Source organism: Rania fehmarnensis (assembly GCF_056494185.1).
This window is the reverse complement of sequence record NZ_CM151398.1, coordinates 4,236,155-4,254,797: the sequence shown is the minus strand read 5'-3', so window position 1 is coordinate 4,254,797 and position 18,643 is coordinate 4,236,155. Positions and strand designations below refer to the sequence as shown.

The 18,643-nt window shown below is 51.4% G+C and carries 10 protein-coding genes; 4 read left to right on the top strand and 6 right to left on the bottom strand.

The genetic code is table 11. The features are described 5' to 3' along the window. Nucleotides 1-144 precede the first annotated feature (144 nt). Nucleotides 145-2,244: a M56 family metallopeptidase gene (locus SH573x_RS14350; RefSeq protein ID WP_479356107.1), complete on the bottom strand. Its 2,100-nt coding sequence runs from the start codon at nucleotides 2,242-2,244 to the stop codon at nucleotides 145-147. Between the two features lie 2 nt (nucleotides 2,245-2,246). Continuing rightward, nucleotides 2,247-2,624 carry a BlaI/MecI/CopY family transcriptional regulator gene (locus tag SH573x_RS14345; RefSeq protein WP_479356105.1) on the bottom strand — a complete coding sequence of 126 codons (378 nt, stop codon included), beginning with the start codon at nucleotides 2,622-2,624 and terminating at the stop codon, nucleotides 2,247-2,249. Between the two features lie 84 nt (nucleotides 2,625-2,708). Here SH573x_RS14345 and SH573x_RS14340 point away from each other — a divergent pair, with 84 nt between their 5' ends. Both SH573x_RS14340 and SH573x_RS14335 read left to right on the top strand, forming a co-directional pair. Beyond that, entirely contained in the window at nucleotides 2,709-5,129 is a 2,421-nt protein-coding gene (locus SH573x_RS14340; protein WP_479356103.1) for a PSD1 and planctomycete cytochrome C domain-containing protein, read from the top strand. 24 nt (nucleotides 5,130-5,153) lie between these two features. Continuing rightward, entirely contained in the window at nucleotides 5,154-6,593 is a 1,440-nt protein-coding gene (locus SH573x_RS14335) for a DUF1501 domain-containing protein (RefSeq protein ID WP_479356101.1), read from the top strand. A gap of 659 nt (nucleotides 6,594-7,252) precedes the next feature. Here SH573x_RS14335 and SH573x_RS14330 read toward each other — a convergent pair. The 4 genes from SH573x_RS14330 to SH573x_RS14315 all read right to left on the bottom strand — a co-directional run bounded on the left by SH573x_RS14330 (nucleotide 7,253) and on the right by SH573x_RS14315 (nucleotide 11,179). Next, complete coding sequence (locus SH573x_RS14330; protein WP_479356100.1) at nucleotides 7,253-8,488, bottom strand: ISL3 family transposase; 1,236 nt, start codon at nucleotides 8,486-8,488, stop codon at nucleotides 7,253-7,255. A 714-nt stretch (nucleotides 8,489-9,202) separates the two neighbouring features. Then, complete coding sequence (locus SH573x_RS14325; RefSeq protein ID WP_479356098.1) at nucleotides 9,203-9,997, bottom strand: GxxExxY protein; 795 nt, start codon at nucleotides 9,995-9,997, stop codon at nucleotides 9,203-9,205. A gap of 307 nt (nucleotides 9,998-10,304) precedes the next feature. Continuing rightward, nucleotides 10,305-10,448 (bottom strand): ELWxxDGT repeat protein, encoded by a 144-nt coding sequence (locus SH573x_RS14320; protein ID WP_479356096.1) that lies wholly within the window; start codon nucleotides 10,446-10,448, stop codon nucleotides 10,305-10,307. 413 nt (nucleotides 10,449-10,861) lie between these two features. Then, on the bottom strand, nucleotides 10,862-11,179 hold the full coding sequence (locus tag SH573x_RS14315) for a hypothetical protein (RefSeq protein WP_479356094.1): 318 nt from the start codon (nucleotides 11,177-11,179) through the stop codon (nucleotides 10,862-10,864). Between the two features lie 341 nt (nucleotides 11,180-11,520). Here SH573x_RS14315 and SH573x_RS14310 point away from each other — a divergent pair, with 341 nt between their 5' ends. Beyond that, the gene (locus SH573x_RS14310; protein WP_479356092.1) at nucleotides 11,521-15,255 is read left to right on the top strand and encodes a protein kinase domain-containing protein; all 3,735 of its coding nucleotides are present in this window, start codon (nucleotides 11,521-11,523) and stop codon (nucleotides 15,253-15,255) included. Nucleotides 15,256-15,504: 249 nt separating this feature from the next. Next, nucleotides 15,505-18,423, top strand: coding sequence for a protein kinase domain-containing protein (locus SH573x_RS14305; RefSeq protein WP_479356091.1), 2,919 nt, complete (start codon nucleotides 15,505-15,507; stop codon nucleotides 18,421-18,423). The last annotated feature ends 220 nt before the right edge of the window (nucleotides 18,424-18,643 follow it).

Genomic DNA, 18,643 nt, shown 5'->3' with positions numbered 1-18,643 from the left:
AACCGTCGTAGTCGATACACTGGATGAGCAACTCCGCGCGACGCTGATCCCGAAAACAGGCCAGCGATTGCGCAGAGCAAACAGACATACCGGTCTGGTCTGATCATTCTGGGATCATGCGAGCAATTCAAGCGGTCCTCGCTACTATTTTATTGCTCCGGGAGCATCGGATAGTTCCTGCATGTCGATGATTCGAGGCGTCAATGCAACGATCATCGTGGTCTCCGCATCGGCACCTGGCTTATTATCGAATACTCGAGGAATAGCCACGACAATTGATTCTCCCGCAGCCAACTTCACCGCTGAGCTTACTTCGTATTGTTCCCTGGCTGGGACTTGCACCGTGAACAGAGGCTCTGCGTTATTCGTGCTTCTTATTGGCAAGTTTGCGAACGAGACCTTACCGATGCTGGATGCCGTAACTTTGAAATCTAAGGTGACGCAGTCGTCTTCGCCAGCTTTCGGAGTGAGAACAAAACTCAGCCCTTCGTTGACGATAGAAACGACTGGCTGCATTCTGCCATCGGCTTTCGGATCAACGCCCGTAATGAAGGGACGCTGCACCTGATCCGCTATGCTCGCCGTCTGACCATCATACATTGTTACCTTAGGCGCAAGTAAGATGTTGCCTTGACGGTCCGCCGATACAGTTCGAACCAACTGTGCTAACTCGGTTTCGTTAATACGAGCGGCAATAGCTGGTCCCAGCCCGCGGACAATCAACCCTTCAATGCTTCGTTCAGCCCACTCAATCGAGCCAGCAGTCTTGAGATTGGTTTGAATAAACCTTGTTTCGATTGTAATCTGTCCAGGCTCTCCATCTTTCCAAATATCCAGCGTTTGCTTCAGTGATTGATGCTGGCTTGCGGTCAGTTCTGCTGAAAGCGTTTTGCCGTCGACGTGTATTTTTTCCTTCATCCATGGCGGCAATGGAATCCAAGTAGTCAACTGTTCCAAGGCAGATTTCCCATCCAATTCAAGTGTTTTTGGAATGGATTCCAGAACGGACGTCAGATCATATGTTTCAACGAATGTTGGACCGCCGGCATCTTCGTCGCTAAGAGGCCCAAACCATATTGGAGCCACTTTCGACTGGATTGAATCACCGCCGTCCATATAAATTTTCGGCCACTGTTGATTTTTCGCCTCCGTTGCGTCAGTCAGGCCGATGAGTGCTGTGGTCCCTACCAGTCCCGCAGACAGACATTTGGCTAAAAGGCCATTGGGCTGGCTGTCTCGCATCAACAACTTCACTCGCTGCTTGAGATGCTTGCCTGATGCGAAGGAGATTAGTCCAAGTGTTGGAGACTTTTTTGCAGCGACGCTATCTTGAGCAAATCTAAGCAGTAGATTTCCGTATGCGGAAACTTCGCTCTGCGTAAGGCTCTGCACTGCTAGTCGATCTGCGGCACCTTCCATCGCAGCACGGAGACGGCTTACGATCATCCAAACCACAGGGTTGAACCAATGGAATGCCCCTGCGATTGACGCGATAATCACGACTGGAATGTCGCGGCGACGAATATGGGCAAGTTCGTGGCGAATCACCCAACGCAATTCTTGTTCGCTCAAGGTTTCGGTGAGGCCGGTCGGAAGACAAATCGTTTGTCGAAACAGCCCAAATACCGCTGGTGCAGCAAGTGAATGCACTTCACGCAACGCGGGCCGCCGTCCCACGGCCAAAGAATCGCACTCGCGTAGAACCAAATCGATCAGTGGCTGACTATCGAGCATGCGGCAGGAGCGTAGTCCCAACGCAAATCGGATATGTGAAAATACACTGCGAAAAAGTAGACCCATCGAAACTGAGATGGTAGTTAACAAAAGTGCGAAGCAGAGAATCTCCTCTAGCGCGAATTCGTTCGTTTGCGAAGATTGCACTTGAGCTTGAACAGGAGCGTCTCGCACAACGATCTGGTCAACATTTGGCAGAATTGCATACCTGTGATCGTGAGCTATCATCAGCCGATGTTGATTCTCTGATTCTAGTGATTCGCCCGAAAACCATTTGTCGATCGGTTTGTGAAGACTCGCCGGGCTTCCGATCGAAACTGGAATCAATAATCTGACAACGACGATTGTCAAAAGCAGTGCGTGCAGCGAAGGCGTTAACTTTCGCCCAAAAGCCAATCCAACTCCTATCACAAGGACCAGTATCGGAAAAGCTCTCCAGGTTGCGAGCATGACCAACCAAAACCAAGTTGTTGCAAGCTCAACGAATCGATCCATCAATTCTGCGATCATCCCTATTCTCCTTCGTTTCGGTTAGATTTCTTGTCGAGCATTGCTCGAATCTCTTCTACATCCTTATCAGTCAGCTTGGCCGTCTTCACGAAATGGATTAATGCCGGGGCCGCGTCGCCACCGAAAACGCGTTCCAGGAACGATCGACTTGCTTGACGCACACAGGCGTCTCTGCGAACCGCAGGCGTATACACATACTTCTTGCCGTTCGGCTCAGTCGCCAGCGCGCCTTTGCGAACCAATCGATGAAGCATTGTCTTTACCGTGGCCGCGCTCCAACCATTGTCGGCAGCAATTTGATCAATCACTTCCGCAGCTTCGATCGGAGAGGAACTCCAAATCAAGTTCATTACAACCCATTCGGCATCCGAAATTTGCATGTGAGCCTCCTTTATTATGCTGCCATAGATTACACATGTAAACGGTTGTTGGTCAATGCCGATTCACTCGGCCAATTGCCTATAATGCAAGTGGATCTTCGGTCGATTCCGCTCCGCAAGGCCCTGTTTAGAGTGAAGAAGCAAACCGTGAGAACAAAATTGACTATTCCTCTCTTCATCGTCTACTTCACACTGCTTCATGTCAGCTTCGCCGCTCAGGGCGCTGGTTCTGACGGGGCTGATGAGTCGGAGAAGCTGGAGTTCTTCGAAAACAAGGTCCGCCCGGTGTTGGTGGAGCATTGCTATAGTTGCCACTCCAATGAAGCGGAGGCCAAGGGCGTACTCAAGGCTGGGCTACGCGTGGATTCGCTGGAGAGCCTGAAAAAAGGTGGCGACTCCGGATCAGCTCTCACGCCGGGTGAACCCGCGAAGAGCCTCATTGTAGAGGCGGTAAACTACCGGAACGATGACATGGCCATGCCGCCAAAGAGGAAACTGGATGATGCTCAAATTCAAATCCTCACGGATTGGGTGCAAATGGGTGCGCCGTGGCCCGGCAGCGATCGCGCAGTGACTAAGCCGCATGGCGACGAACCCTACAACTGGGAGAAGTTTCGGACCGGCCATTGGTCGTTCCGCCCCATCGTGAAATCCGCGCCGCCTGCGTTAACGGACGCCGTATGGGTCAAGTCAGATATTGATCGTTTCGTGCTTGCAAAGCTCGAAACCGCAGGGCTGAAGCCTAACGTTCCGGCTGAGCGAAACCTGCTGGTCCGTCGGGCTTTTCTGGATCTCATTGGCCTGCCACCCTCACCGGAACAGGTCGCGGATTTTCTCTCAGATGAATCGCCGGAGGCTTTTGCGAAGGTCGTGGATTCGCTTCTTGAATCTGTTCACTACGGTGAGCGCTGGGCGCGGCATTGGCTCGATGTGGCTCGCTACTGTGACGGCTACGGTGGCAATGGCGATGGCGAGCCTCTGCCGAATGCCTGGCGTTATCGCGACTGGGTCGTGGCATCGCTCAACGCAGACATGCCTTACGATCAGTTTGTTGTGCGACAGATCGCCGGTGATACTTTGCGTGAAAATCCAGACCACGTTGCAACGGGATTCTTTTTCGTCGGCCCGACCTATCGAGACGACGGCGGTGATCCGGAAGCAAAGGCTCTCTATGAAGCAGAGACGCTGTCCGACCGCGTGGATACTTTTTCGCGCGCCTTTTTGGGACTTACCGCTGCCTGTGCACGATGCCACGATCACAAGTTTGATCCCATCACGATCAAGGACTACTATGCCATCGCTGGCATCTTTAGGAATACCGGTTATGGGGAGTATCCAATCTCTCCCAAGGCCGAGGTGGACGCCTTCCATGCGGCGCAAGCGGCCATCCAGCAGCAGGACAAGAAGGTCAACGACTTCTTCAGTGCCGCTGCCAATCGGTTGAAAAGAAATCCCGAGGAAGTGGAAGCGTTGCTGGAGGAGGAGCCGAAACGCGAACTGGTGGCTATGCGTGCGCGACTGGAGGAGTTAAGGAAATCCGCACCGGCACGCTATGAATCGGCGCATTGTCTCTATGAATCCGGGAGCGTCGACATGCCGGTGGCTCTTCGCGGTGACCTGCGCAAACCTGGTGAAATGGTGCCGCGTCGATTCTTAGAAATCATCGCTGGAAAAGAGGCTCCACCATTCACGGAAGGCAGTGGCCGTTCGGAACTGGCGAGGGCTGTTGTCGCCACCAACAACCCGCTCACAGCTCGCGTCATCGTCAACCGCGTTTGGGGATGGCACTTTGGCGAGCCACTGGCGCGGACTCCGAGTAACTTGGGAACGCTGGGTGAAAAGCCCTCACATCCTGAATTGCTAGACTGGTTGGCCGCTGACTTCGTGGAGCACGGTTGGTCGCTCAAACGCCTCCACCGTCAGATTCTGCTCTCGTCCACTTGGCAAATGAGCAGCAAGTTCGACAAAGAGAAGTTCATTCGGGACGGCGATAACCGACTGCTTTGGCGCATGAATCCGCGCAAGCTAGAGGCAGAAGCGTGGCGCGACAGTCTGCTGGCAGTCACGGGCGAGCTTGATCGCAACACGGGCGGTCCCTCCTCCGATGCGATTTGGAACAGCAAACGCCGCACGCTCTACATCAAGACCAGCCGATCGGGTGACATCTTTGAATCCGATGACTTCCTTCGGCTGTTCGATCTGCCCTCGCCCGCTGCCACTAGCGAGAAGCGTGTCACCACCACGGTGCCGCAGCAGTATCTCTTCATGATGAACAGCGCATTCATGAAAGCCCGCGCCGAAGCCCTCGGCAACTGGATGCGCCAACTACCGGGAGAGCTCCCGCAGAAACTGGATGCCGCCTATCAACGACTCTATTCACGCGCCCCCGAGCCCTCCGAAGTTGAACTCGGTGTCCAGTGGCTGGGCACGAACGCCGAACCCGAGCGCTGGCATCGCTACGCTCAAGTCCTGCTCAGCGCCCACGAACTCATTCAGGTACAATAGCTAGGTCGAACAGCCAGGTACATTATGAAATTCCTCCAGCATGAACTCGCCTATCGTCTTGCAACACAGCGCCTGCTTTCCCGACGCGATGCGCTGTTCAAAATGGGCGCTGGCATTGGAGCCATCGGTCTTGCGTCCATGAGTTGCAGCAATGCCACGGCGGCGGAACAGGTGTCGCCGTTGGCCCCCAAGCCGCCGCATTTCGCACCGAAGGCGAAGCGGCTGATCCAGCTTTTCATGCCTGGCGGGCCATCCCAGGTAGATACTTTCGACTACAAACCGATGTTGGCGAAACACGCTGGAGAGCGTCCTGCCGTTGTGGACCGCAAGACTTTGCGGAACACCAAAAAGGGTCTGATGGCCTCACCGTTCGGCTTCAAGCAATACGGGCAATGCGGGAAGTGGGTGAGCGACATTTTTCCAGAAGTGGCAAAGTGCGTGGATGACATCACGTTTATTCATTCGATGTATACCGACATCCCCGAACACGCCGGTGGCATTTTGATGACCAATCTCGGTGCTTTGCAGCCCAACCGCCCGAGTCTCGGCGCATGGTTGACCTATGGGCTCGGCTCTGAAACTAAAGACCTGCCAGGTTTCGTTGCCATGTCCCCGCGCGCTTTGCCTCGAGGTAAATTCGCCAACTGGGGCAACGCCTTTTTGCCGGGTGCTTATGCTGGAACCTATGTGAATATTCACGAGATGCGGCCCGAGGCGATCATCAAAGATTTGAAGAATGTCGGACTCTCTTCTGCTGAGCAGCGCGAACAACTCGATCTCCTTGCGAAGATTAACCAGATGCAGTTAGCGCGCCTCGAACAGGATCAAAATCTAGAAGCAGGCATTCAAGCGATGGAGTTGGCCTTCCGTATGCAGGCTTCAGTACCGAAAGTGTTCGATGTTTCCAAAGAGAGCGAAGCAACGCTCAAGCTGTATGGCGACTCTGAGTTCGCCAAAGGTTGTCTCATTGCTCGCCGCCTTGTGGAGGAGGGCGTGCGCGTCGTGCAGCTCTCCCACAGCATCGACGGCTACGACATCGCCTGGGACACCGGCCACGACGACATCATCGGCGGTCACGCAAGGTTGGCCAAAGCGTGTGATCAAGGCATCGCTGCACTGCTTGTGGATCTCAAGAGCCGCGGCCTGCTCGACGAAACGCTAGTCATCTGGGGCGGAGAATTCGGTCGCGCGCCAACATCCGAGGGAGAAAGAGGCCGGGATCACGACCACTACGGCTATACCGTCTGGATGGCGGGCGGCGGAGTAAAGAGAGGATTCAGCTATGGCTCAACCGATGAATTCGGCTGCTCTGCCGTCGAGAATCGAGTGCACGTTCATGACATGAACGCGACGATCCTTCACCTCATGGGCCTCGATCATGAGAAGCTCACCTACCGCTACTCTGGTCGCGACTACCGCCTTACCGATGTGCACGGTCAGGTCGTGCATGACATCATCGCGTGAGGGCAGCAGACACTCTCACTCCTTATGGAAGTCGCACAACTGACTCGCAAATGAGCTGACAGTCCCTGGACGACTTTAACCAAAACCACGCGTCACCAACATGAGACTCAAATTTGGCAAGAAAATGGGGGCAAGAATATGAATGCAATATCATCTTCTTGCCCCCATCTTCCTGCCAATTATCAGTCGACTCAATCTATAACATTCTTATGACGGTTTTGAAGGTCACGCACTTCACACCTATATTGATCCAATGGATCGCATCCAAAGGACCTAGCTGGAGAAGGGATCGCTGATTGCCTAAGGTGGTCAGTAAGCAAATCGACTATTTGGCAAGAAAATGGGGGCAAGAATATGAATGCGCATCAACATCTTCTTGCCCCCATCTTCCTGCCAATTATTAATCGACCCGATCTGTAGCTTTCTCATGACGGTTTTGAAGGTCACGCACTTCACACCTATATTGATCCAATGGATCGCATCTAAAAGACTTAGCTGGAGAAGGGACCGCTGATTGCCTAAGGTGGTCAGTAAGCAAATCGACTATTTGGCAAGAAAATGGGGGCAAGAACATGAATGCGCAACAACATCTTCTTGCCCCCATCTTCCTGCCAATTATCAGTCGACTCAATCTATAACTTTCTGGTTCATCACGGATTTTAGTGGGTGGCGAGGGCGGGTTGCATGCTGAGTTTTCCGCAATAGAAGAGGATTCGAATGCGAAAGTTCTTGAACGTGCGGAAGCCTTTGGCAGCTGATTTGATTGTCTGGATGCTGCTGTTGAAGCCTTCACTTGTGGCGTTGGTGATGAAGTGCTTGAAGTAGTTGAGGATGTTTGGCAAGAAGCGTTTGAGCATCTTGGCCTTCTTCTTCATAGGAGCCAAATCGCTTTCGTCGACCCACTTGTGCCAACGTTCAAAGAACCTCTTGGCCCAGCCAGGTAGTCGGAATGTCCATATGCCTTGAAACTGTTCTTTCAGAGCCCAGGCTTTGGCTGTCTTGAGGTTCAGTTCCTTGAGGAAGTCAAAGCTTTCCAGGTAAGCATCATCGAGGTTTTCCTCTCTGAAAAGCCACATCTGTCGAGTGCCTTTGAGTACGCCGATTCCTTCGCTGTTTAACTGCTTGTTCTCGCGCCGACGAACCTGATCGACAGCTTCGTTCAAGTGTGCAGCGATATGGAACTTGTCATGTACGATGTCAGCATTGGGAGCCATCACTTTGGCAGCGTTCATATACGCTTGCCACATGTCCATGGCTACCGCGTCAACCTGCTCTCGCTGTGATTGAGGCAATGTTTCCCATAGTTTCTCAGCTGCTTCCTGTGTCCGCTCAGGAGCCACATCCAACACGCGTCCACCATCGATGTCAGTCATAATGCTCACATACGAGTGTCCCTTCTTGAAAGCTTTTTCATCCATGCCCACTCGCTTGACGGATTCAGTGCTCCGACGCTCCAGCCCTCGCTCAACTGCTCTTTCCATAATCGCCTGGACCGAGTCCCAATGTAATCGCAACAGAGTGGCCGCCCGCTTCACATTGCTGCAAGCCTGCAAGACTTCAATCGCAAATGCCTCGAACATCAAAGTGAAACGAGAGTGCTTGCCAGCCCATGGAACATCAACTGTTTTCACACCGCACTTGCTACAATTGGACCGCGGCACGCGAGCCCGAAGCTCGGTCGTAAACTGCATCGTATCCAGATGTCGCCACGTTCGTTCAGGAGCAAGATCCGCTTGCGTGCAGGCCCCTCCGCACTCAGGACACACGAGCCCCCGCCCTTTGTGCTCCAAGCGAATGACGACCATCTGCTCCTCCAGCTGAAGATCGACTGAATCAACCTGCCAGGCATCGTCCAGGCCTAGCAGCATCCGATAGTGTTCACTTAATTGGCTCATGCCCAATATCGTACCGGGCCACCGTGAGTTTTCGCAGGCCACCCACTAAAATCCGTGATGAACCAACTTTCTCATGACGGTTTTGAAGGTCACGCACTTCACACCTATATTGATCCAATGGATCGCATCCAAAGGACCTAGCTGGAGAAGGGATCGCTGATTGCCTAAGGTGGTCAGTAAGCAAATCGACTATCTGGCAAGAAAATGGGGGCAAGAACATGAATGCGCATCAACATCTTCTTGCCCCCATCTTCCTGCCAATTATTAATCGACCCGATCTGTAGCTTTCTCATGACGGTTTTGAAGGTCACGCACTTCACACCTATATTGATCCAATGGATCGCATCCAAAGGACCTAGCTGGAGAAGGGATCGCTGATTGCCTAAGGTGGTCAGTAAGCAAATCGACTATCTGGCAAGAAAATGGGGGCAAGAACATGAATGCGCATCAACATCTTCTTGCTCCCATCTTCCTGCCAATTATTAGTCGACCCGATCTATAGCTTTCTCATGACGGTTTTGAAGGTCACGCACTTCACGCCTAGATCGATCCAATGGATCGCAGCCAAAGGACTTAGCTGGAGAAGGGACCGCTGATTGCCTAAGGTGGTCAGTAAGCAAATCGACTATCTGGCAAGAAAATGGGGGCAAGAATATGAATGCGCAACAACATCTTCTTGCCCCCATCTTCCTGCCAATTATTAGTCGACTCGATCTATAGTTTTCTTATGACGGTTTTGAAGGTCACGCACTTCACGCCTATATTGATCCAGTGGATCGCATCCAGAGGACTTAGCTGGAGAAGGGACTGTAGATGCTGTTCGTACTGTGCGGTGACGTTTTGAAAACAGCTTAGGTGAAAGGACTCTGTGGAGGTTGCAAGGCAGAATCGCTGATTGCCTAAGGGGGTATAGCCATCGGTTAATGGGATCATCGCTACTACGGACTCCTCCCCGCCCAGTAGATGAACCACTATTTCTTGATAAAGCGATAGTGATAGGGCTGTGCCAAGATCGCAAAGCATCTCGAGGACGAGGTCAACCAAATAGTCTGTCCCGTTTCTATTCTGGCGCGTGACTTCAAAGGCACGACGCGTCGAAGCGGTCAGTGGTGCGTTGACGAACCGCGATTCGACTTTTGTCGAACGGAAGTTGATCAGTTTGCCACGTGTCAGATTGAGTAGATGAAGATAAGTCAACAACTGAGAAACATGCTCGCCCGTAAGCTGCGAGACAGTCTTAAATTCGTAGACTCCACAACAGTCAACTACGGCGTCCAGAAAGTATGTCTTGTGAAACGTGTTATGCTCGACGTGGATGGGAACTTGTCGGCGACAGGCTAGTCCGATTTTCTCAAGCTGGCAGGCAAGCGCCGCTTCATAGATGCGTTCATCGGCCAACCGACCAATCTGGTTTTGGCTGGCGTATGCGCAACTCATCACGCGATAATCGAGAGTGGCAAACGCCTCCGTAGTCAACGGCTCGATTCGCATTCCACAGGTAACTGGCATCGAGCTCTCTCCTAGACAAGAAGATGGGGGCAAGAAAATGAAGACGGTAACAAGATTTTCTTGCCCCCATTTTCTTGCCGTAAGGTAGATAGGTTCAAGCTGCTTAGACAAAAGACCCCGTTTTCTGCGAAATTGCTGCGTCCCTGTTTATCCGCCGCAAACCTTCTTTCCCTTCGGAAAAACTCCCGCCAGTTAACAGCCAGCGCGAGGTTTGGCACTAACCGACGACAAGCACGCGACCTAAAAGTTTTACATACGCACACCTTTAATTGCAAAGCCATTTTTTCTTTGCAACAAACGTGAAGTGTTATTGCGGCAAGGAATCGAAGGGGCCCGGGTTGATGTCTTTTTCCAGAACAGTATCGGCTGCAGTGCCATTGCTGGACCAGAGTTCAAAGCCATGCGTATCCGTAAAGGCAGAAAAGTACAATCGCCCTCCGATATTCTTCAAGTCCGCAGGTTCGCCACTCGTGAGTTTTCGAGTTTGAAATAGGATACAGTCACAATATTGGCCCTTTAACCTGCCTCAGTTGTTGCATTCATTTTGTCGTCGAAAAGCCATTGGTGTTCGAAGTCCTTAAACCAGTCGGATTCTCTTTTCAAACCCGACGATATAAGAACTGATTCAAATTCTCGTTCATTAGGGTCGCGAGGGAAACGCTCGAGAGCGTTTGCGATAAAAATCGCTTGCGGAGGGATTTCATCCTTGGCTATCAGAGACTGTCCTGGCCTTGGAACACCGCGGAGCACTCGCGCGACCCTAGCCCACCAGTCGTGCTTCCACCGACGCAAGGTCGGTGGAGAGCAGTTTGAGCAACCTGTCTGTCTACGCAAGTGCATTGGTTTGCCACTTCGGTTTTGGGGTCACGAAAGGCGAAACAGGATGCACACAACTGGTGGCGGACCTCCAAAGATGTGTCGATCAATCCAATTTGCCGGTGCAAAAACGACAGCCATTCTATGATGAGTGCTAAGATCTTCGGATGCGAAGATTTCGTCGGCAGGAACGTAGAGGAAAGCATCTAGTCCGTAGTTCTTTGCTTCGGCCATCCCACGACGCGATATTTGATAGTACGCCGTACCGTAGGCCACAAAGATCGAAACTATGGTTACGCAAATAAAGAAGGTACGAAGTCGAAAGCGCAACGGTCGAGGCGTGTTGGGCTTTGTGACCGCTTTCATGAACTAAATCTCCATCCCATCCACAGCTTCTCAGACGTAACACTACGCCGTCACCGATGATCGAGCGGTGGCAAATTAAGTCTCATCAGTAAGCGGCCGACAATTGAAGCCGCAATATCGGTGTCTGCATCGACCAACGCCTATTGAACCACAGAGACACAGAGAAATACAGAGAAATACAATTTCATCCGCAAACTTGAAACACTCGAGGCAAAATGCCAATGTCTACGAGGCCGGTTGGACTGATCAGTCCAGAGGCAGGCAACGCGCGAATCAATTACAATTGTCAGTCTCCAAGCCTGCTATCACCGCCCGATAACCAAGCCACCCGCTAGCTCGCCATGAGTACTCCGCCCGACAATTTCGATACCCTCGTCGACCAATTCGAAGCACAATGGCGATCCGGCTCACCGCCCTCAATTGCCGAATACCTCTCTCAAGTTTCAGAACAGCAGAAACTGTCGTTAGCCAAGCTGCTCCTTCAGATCGATATCGAGTATCGCATCAAGCGTTGGGAAAAGGTCTCTATAGCTGACTATGAGCAACTCGGCCAGGAAATGCTACCTCTGGTCCAGGATGCGATTGTCAGCCATCTCGCTCAACGTGTTGAAGACAGCGATGCTACTCAATCGCACGAAACTGACAAGCGCGAGCGCAAGTCGGGAGTCATCGGCAATTATAAGCTGCTTCAGAAGCTCGGCGAGGGAGGGATGGGGACAGTTTGGATGGCCGAGCAAGAGAAGCCAGTCCGCCGCAGAGTGGCCTTGAAGCTGATCAAGGCTGGCCATGACAGCAAAGAGGTCGTAGCTCGCTTCGAAGCTGAACGTCAAGCCCTAGCGATGATGGATCATCACAACATTGCCAAGGTGCTTGACGGTGGTACGACAGAAATTGGTCAGCCGTATTTTGTCATGGAACTGGTACAAGGTATTCCGTTCAACAAGTACTGCGACCAGCACAAGCTGTCGATCAACGAGCGACTGAAACTGTTCGTACCGATCTGCAATGCCGTTCAGCACGCGCATCAAAAGGGTATTATCCACCGCGATTTGAAGCCCAGCAACATTCTCGTTTCACACTACGATGGCGAGCCGGTTCCGAAAGTCATCGACTTCGGCTTGGCGAAAGCTTTGCAACATCAGTCCAAGCTAACCGACAAAACGCTGTTCACCGAATTCGGCCAAGTCGTGGGGACTCTGCAATACATGAGTCCGGAACAAGCCGAAATGAACCAATTGGACGTCGATACTCGCACAGACATCTATTCTCTCGGTGTCATCCTCTACGAACTGCTCACCGGCAGCACGCCGATCGACGCCGAGACACTGAAGAACCAAGCCATCTTAAAAGTCCTCGAGTCAATCCGAGAAAAGGAGCCACCCCGCCCAAGTGTTCGACTGAGCAGTTCTACCAATGAAGCCGTTAGCGGTATCTCCCAACAACGTCAGATCGACCCAAGCAAACTCAAGAATATTCTTCGCGGTGAACTCGACTGGATCGTCATGAAGGCGCTGGAAAAGGAGAGAACGAGAAGATACGAAACGGCTTACGGGTTTGCGCTCGACATCCAAAGGTTCCTTGTCGGCGAAGTCGTCACAGCACGACCGCCGTCATTTGCGTACCTCACGAAGAAGGCTGCGAAGCGGCATCGATTTGCGATTACTGGTGCGTTTGCAATCATGTCAGTGCTGCTCTTTGCCGCCATTGGCGTCGGCTGGTATGGATATCAAGCTGAGAAAGCGAGATCGCGCGAGGCTGCCAAGAATATTCAACTGGAACTCGCAAAGCAGGCAGCAGAAAACAGTCGGGAAGAAGCTAGGACTCAAAGTCAACTGGCATTCTCAACACTTACGTCAGTCGTAACCGACATTCAACAAGGCTTGGCTCAATTTCCAGGAACCGGCGAGATTCGGCGTAATATGTTGAACAAAGCGCTTAATGCTCTCGAAACAGTCTCTACCGAATTCTTGGATCAAGCACAGGTTGATCTGAGTACGGCGCAAGCACTTCATCACATGGGTGGCGTGCTTAGGTCATTCGGCTTGGAAAGAATTGGGGACGATACATACCAGGACAGGTCCGCTATCAAGCTCGCCGAAAACTACTTCTCTCGCGCACTGGAAATTTCAACACAACTAGCAGAGGGGGATCCCGAGAATTTAGAGTTTCGTCGCCAACAATTCTACTCTCGACGTTCTCTTATTTTTCTATACAGGGATACTGCGAGACTCCCTGAATCGATAAAACATCTAGAGCAGTCGCTTAGAATACAAACAAAGCTTGTTCAAGCGCAGCCAGAAGAAGACGACCTTCTTCGTCAGCTGGCGATACTCTATTCAGATTGCGATGCCATTTTCAATAAAGAAGGCGACATCCAAAAGCAGGTCGAATACTCACAGAATTGTGTTGCGGTTTACCGCAAATTAGTTGAATCAAATCCGAATAATTCATTGCTCCAAAGCGAGCTTGCCGTCGCCCTACACAAGTCCGCCTATGCAATGTACATAACGGGGAAACTGCCAGAAGCGATTATCCTCACAGAGGAAGAGATGCGAATCAATGAGAGTCTGGTGGCATCTTTTCCGGACGAGGTCGATTATCAGAATCAGCTAGCTGGCACCTGTATTGGCATGGCAAGCCTCATGCGAAAACAGGGCCGGTACGACGAGCAAAGAACTATGTGCCAACGCGCCGTCGACATTCGTCGTAGAACGGTCGCGCTGGATCCGGAGAAAACATCCGAACAGAAAGGCTTATCACTGGCACTCGAACGACTGGGTGACGCGTGTAGCGATTTGGAGCTACATGATGAAGCTATGCAGGCCTATTTAGAGTACTTTTCTATCCGAAAGTCTCTTTCCGATAAGGATCCTTCCGACTTGAGCCGGACTCTCGATGTCTGGTATGCGCATGAACGTATCGCGCGGCTTCACATCGAAGCTTCGCAACATCCCCTAGCCCTTGAACGGCTTCAACAGGCACTGGAAATTTCCGATCTGCTGATTAACGCAGACACATCAAACTACGAATACAAGCATGTTCACTCGCAAACACTGCATTCGATTGGAACAGTGCTTTCTTTACAGGGACAATTTGAAGAGAGCTCGAGATTTCTCGAGCAAAGCGTGACGATTCGAAAGCTGCGGCTGGAGTCAATGCCGCAGGATACAAATAACCTAAGACTTTATGCTGGGTCCAGCGAGCGCCTCGCGGATAACTACGCGAAGTTGAAAAAGCGAGTCGAGGCGGTCGACAATTATGCGATTGCGTTACGCCTAAGAGCGAAGATGGCCGAACAGGACGCATCATCGAGTGAAGAATCTCATTGGTCTAATTTGTCCTCAATTCATTTTAAAATGCATAAGGTTTTGATTTGGGCAAAGAATTATGATGAAGCTTTGACTCACCTTCAGAAAGACCTTGAACTCAGTCAAAAACTGGTTGAAAAAAGTCCGGGAAAGGTGGCATACCGACTTGGACTTCTGCAGAGCTTAGAATCTATGGTAGATTTGAGATTGATACGAGACGAGCACGATTTGTTCAAATCAGCAATAGTCAACGCAAAAAACCTTGCGAAAAAAATGGTCGAAGAAAAGGTTTTGTCAGACGAGGCCAGCGAGTTCATAGCGCGCATGGAGGCTAACGAACAATTGGGGGTTGCCCTTGGTGACATGGCCCAAATTATGCGGCAGGCCCCCGATAGAATTAACGATCTTCTCGAGTTGCGTTGTATAGTTTTATATAGGAAGGGCGACTTACTCGAGTCTGTTCGTGCTGCAAACACATTAGTCAAGCAATCGAACGCTAGTGAGAACCATCTCTATAATGCGGCTTGCATCTTTGCACTTTGCTTCGCTGCGGGTACGGAACCAAATCGAGGCGATGTTCCCGATGCGATTAAGGAAAATCGTGAAAGACTGCGTTCGTTAGCAATTAGTTCGTTGAAATTGGCAGTCAAAAAGGGCTTCAGCGACATTGAGCATATTAGAGCAGACACTGATTTGGATGGCATACGCGATTCGACGGAATTCAAAGAACTAATCAATGCGGCAAGTTCGACCCCGCAAACCAAATAGGTATTTCGTGGAATCACGCGCTGAATTTGCGGAAAAATCAAGAATCGGGGACAATAGCTCGAGCCATGTAGGCGAGCCTCCGTGGTTTTATTGATCGCTCGAAACAACTTCTCCGAAATGGTAGCTAAAATGTAACAAACTTGTCCCATTATGGAATTTAATGGGCACGCAAGTCAGCGTGTTTTAATGCGTCTTGCGCCTGGCTGTAGATCCCGTACTTGGAAGTCGTGAAGTGAGACGAGGTTCCCAATGTCGGCGGCGATACCATCAGATGTTAGAGCTTCATTGTTGCAGGCCATCGCAGAGCTTCAGCGTCGACATGCCTTGCGTGAATCCAAGAATTGCGAGTCGGTACTGGCAGATTTTCCCGAACTGAACGGTCAGCGGGAGGCTGTCCTGGAGCTGATCTATCTGGAATACGTGCTCAGCCAAGAGGCAGCTCGACCGATTTCCCTCGATGAGCTCCAAGTTCGCTTTCCTGACTATCAGGCTGACTTGCGGAAAATCCTGAGTATTGACGAGGTCTTTCGAAATCAAACCGCTACTCCGTCTCCAGCGGACTCGACGATTGACAACGCCCCGGAAAACTGGCAAGGGGAGAGTATTGAACGGAGAGTTCCGTTTGACCAATTGGGCGACTACGAACTGTTGGAGGTTATCGGCCACGGCGGTATGGGAGTCGTCTATCGAGCACGTCAACGGCGACTCAATCGCTTAGTGGCAGTCAAGACGCTCAATATGTTGTCGAGTTTGAATCCGGCCGCAGTTGCCAGATTCAACAACGAAGCAGAACTGGTGGCTAAGCTGCAACATCCCAATATAGTGCAAGTCTACGAAGTGGGTTCCAATTTGGGCGTTCCCTACTTTTCGATGGAGTTGGTCTCGGGAGGGACGTTGGCACAAGCCACACAGGAAAGACCGTTGTTGCCTACAACGGCAGCCAAAATCGTGGAGACACTCGCACGCGCCGTACATTACGCGCATAACCAATCGGTGGTCCATCGCGACTTAAAGCCTGCTAATATCTTGCTCACGCCAAGTGATCGAAGCCAAGCGATCGAGGTACCGTCGATTACTCCATTAGCGATGTTCGACAGCAAACAATTGTCAATACGCTGCGAGCCGAAAATCGCCGACTTTGGATTGGCCAAATTTTTGGAAGGTGCGATCGAACGGACAGCCACTCAAGGCATGATCGGCACGCCCAGTTACATGGCGCCCGAACAGATCGACTCTGAACTTGGAACCCTGGGACCGACCTGCGACATTTATTCATTGGGGGCGATTCTTTACGATGCGATGACCGGGACTCCTCCCTTCAATTCAGCCACGGTCATGGAAACCATTCAGCAAGTTCGATCCTCCGAGGTCATTCCGCCATCTAGGCTACAAACCCAGATCCCACGCGACCTAGAGACGATATGCTTGAAGTGCTTGCGCAAGGAGCCCGCCAAACGCTACCAAACCGCCTACGAATTGGCTGATGATTTGCAGCGATTTCTTGATGGCAAGCCGATTTTTGCCCGCCCTACAGGATTGCTGGAACGCTATTGGAAATGGACGTGTCGCCATCCTTCATTGGCGGCTCTTTTCGCAATGATTGCCGTTGCATTTGTGTCCCTGTTTTACGCCTCCACGTTAGTCAATTCGAAGAACCGAGAATTGACCGAAGGGAACGCCAAGTTGAGCCTGGCACTGGCCGACTTGGAAAAGGCGAATACTGACTTGGAAAAGGCGAACGAGTTGGCGAGTGCTACATTGCAATCGGTGTTTGATAATGTAACCGCCTCGCGGTTGGCGGCCCAATCCGAGTTGTCCGAAAACGATCGAAACTTCCTAAATACTTCGTTACAGCAATACCTCCAATTCGCCGACCTTCAGCATGATTCGGAAAAAAACAAAGGCATCCGCGCTCAAGCTTACCTGAAGAGCGGCCTAATTCACTGGAAACTCTCGCAAGCACCACAGGCCATGCAACACCTCGAGAAGGCTGTTGATATGTACGAAGAATTGCTGAGCGAATACAACAATCCTAGCTACCAGGATTGTTTGTCGCAGGCATGTTGCGCTCTTGTACCGCTCCAGATGAATGACTCGCTTTTCGAAAAATCGATTCTGACCGCAAAGCGAGGCTTGAAATACTTTGAGTCAATCGGATCCGATACGAAACTCATGACTTCCAAGGAATCCACATCTCTGATACACAGCCAAGCAGATCTACTGAATGCCCTCGCCGGCGCTTACGAAGCCGCTGGTCAGCTAAATGAGTCTGTTCGTGCCTTTGAAGATTCACGGCTATTGCTAGAAGAACTCTTGATTGCCGATTCCGACGAGCCAAGTATCAAGAAGACACTTGCTTCATGCTATCGATCGCTCGGAGACTTACTGGGCAATTCGTCCGTTACGAAGGAGGAAACAGGCAGAGACGTCATCTATGCAGACCGAGCCATCGCGTTGTTGCAAGAGCTAGCGGATGCAGAGCCGGCCGATAGCAGCTACTTCTACGGGCTTTCCTTGGCCTACTACGATCGCGCTAGAGTACGTGAACGTAAGGGAGAATTGGGGCAGGCGATTGACGACGTCGGTAAGGCGATCACCATTATTGAGTCGCTTCGTAAACAGTATCCGTTGATCGAAGACTATAACGTTGTCTTTCGCGCGATGCGTATGCGGCGCGCCAGACTGGCCGTTAGTGCTAAACGTTTTCGCGAAGCTGCGGAGGACATCCGGTGCATGGAACCAGGGATGGTCACCAACGCGGAGGACGTGGCCTTCTGCGTCTATGCTTTACAGAAGCTAAACAAAGCGTTCCCCAAACAACTGGAATACGAGATATTTTTGATTGATATGCTTCGCCAACAAGCGGCCTGGCATGAGGCGAGGAAGAACTATCAAGCTGCCGAGAACGACTACAAAGACGCGTTCGGTTGGTGCGAGTTTATACTAGAGCGCTTGGAAGAAAACCCGATCGCTGAAACACGGATGGTGCTCTGTTTGCTTGAGCTTTCCCGAGTCCATGCGTTGCAAGGCGACACCGAGAAAGCCAAGTCCGAATACGATCTGGCGAGATCAAAAGCGTCTTCGATCAAGCAACTCGCCGCTACGGAAACGGAGTTGCTCGCAGCCGCTTTTAAAGAGTACGACAGGCAATTACAAACGACGAATTAGCTGACTATCTCGTTTATGAGTCAGCCGGCGAAGTTCTGCAGGGACATACTCGCTCATCTCTATCTGCTATGCCCTGGCAAGATTTGAGAATCGGTCGATACGCTTCATCAATGGTGAATTTCGGATCACTAAACGTCTATGACGATTTCACGGTTGGTTGTTCGGCGACAATTAGTTTTCCTCTTTAGCGACAATTAGATTTCCCCAGTCGAAAAGGTCG

Bases quoted from the DNA above. Each gene is read 5' to 3' on its own strand.
- SH573x_RS14305 (WP_479356091.1), top strand. From the start codon at position 15,505: ATGTCGGCGGCGATACCATCAGATGTTAGAGCTTCATTGTTGCAGGCC.
- SH573x_RS14350 (WP_479356107.1), bottom strand. From the start codon at position 2,244: ATGATCGCAGAATTGATGGATCGATTCGTTGAGCTTGCAACAACTTGG.
- SH573x_RS14325 (WP_479356098.1), bottom strand. From the start codon at position 9,997: ATGCCAGTTACCTGTGGAATGCGAATCGAGCCGTTGACTACGGAGGCG.
- SH573x_RS14345 (WP_479356105.1), bottom strand. From the start codon at position 2,624: ATGCAAATTTCGGATGCCGAATGGGTTGTAATGAACTTGATTTGGAGT.
- SH573x_RS14315 (WP_479356094.1), bottom strand. From the start codon at position 11,179: ATGAAAGCGGTCACAAAGCCCAACACGCCTCGACCGTTGCGCTTTCGA.
- SH573x_RS14340 (WP_479356103.1), top strand. From the start codon at position 2,709: ATGCAAGTGGATCTTCGGTCGATTCCGCTCCGCAAGGCCCTGTTTAGA.
- SH573x_RS14330 (WP_479356100.1), bottom strand. From the start codon at position 8,488: ATGAGCCAATTAAGTGAACACTATCGGATGCTGCTAGGCCTGGACGAT.
- SH573x_RS14310 (WP_479356092.1), top strand. From the start codon at position 11,521: ATGAGTACTCCGCCCGACAATTTCGATACCCTCGTCGACCAATTCGAA.
- SH573x_RS14335 (WP_479356101.1), top strand. From the start codon at position 5,154: ATGAAATTCCTCCAGCATGAACTCGCCTATCGTCTTGCAACACAGCGC.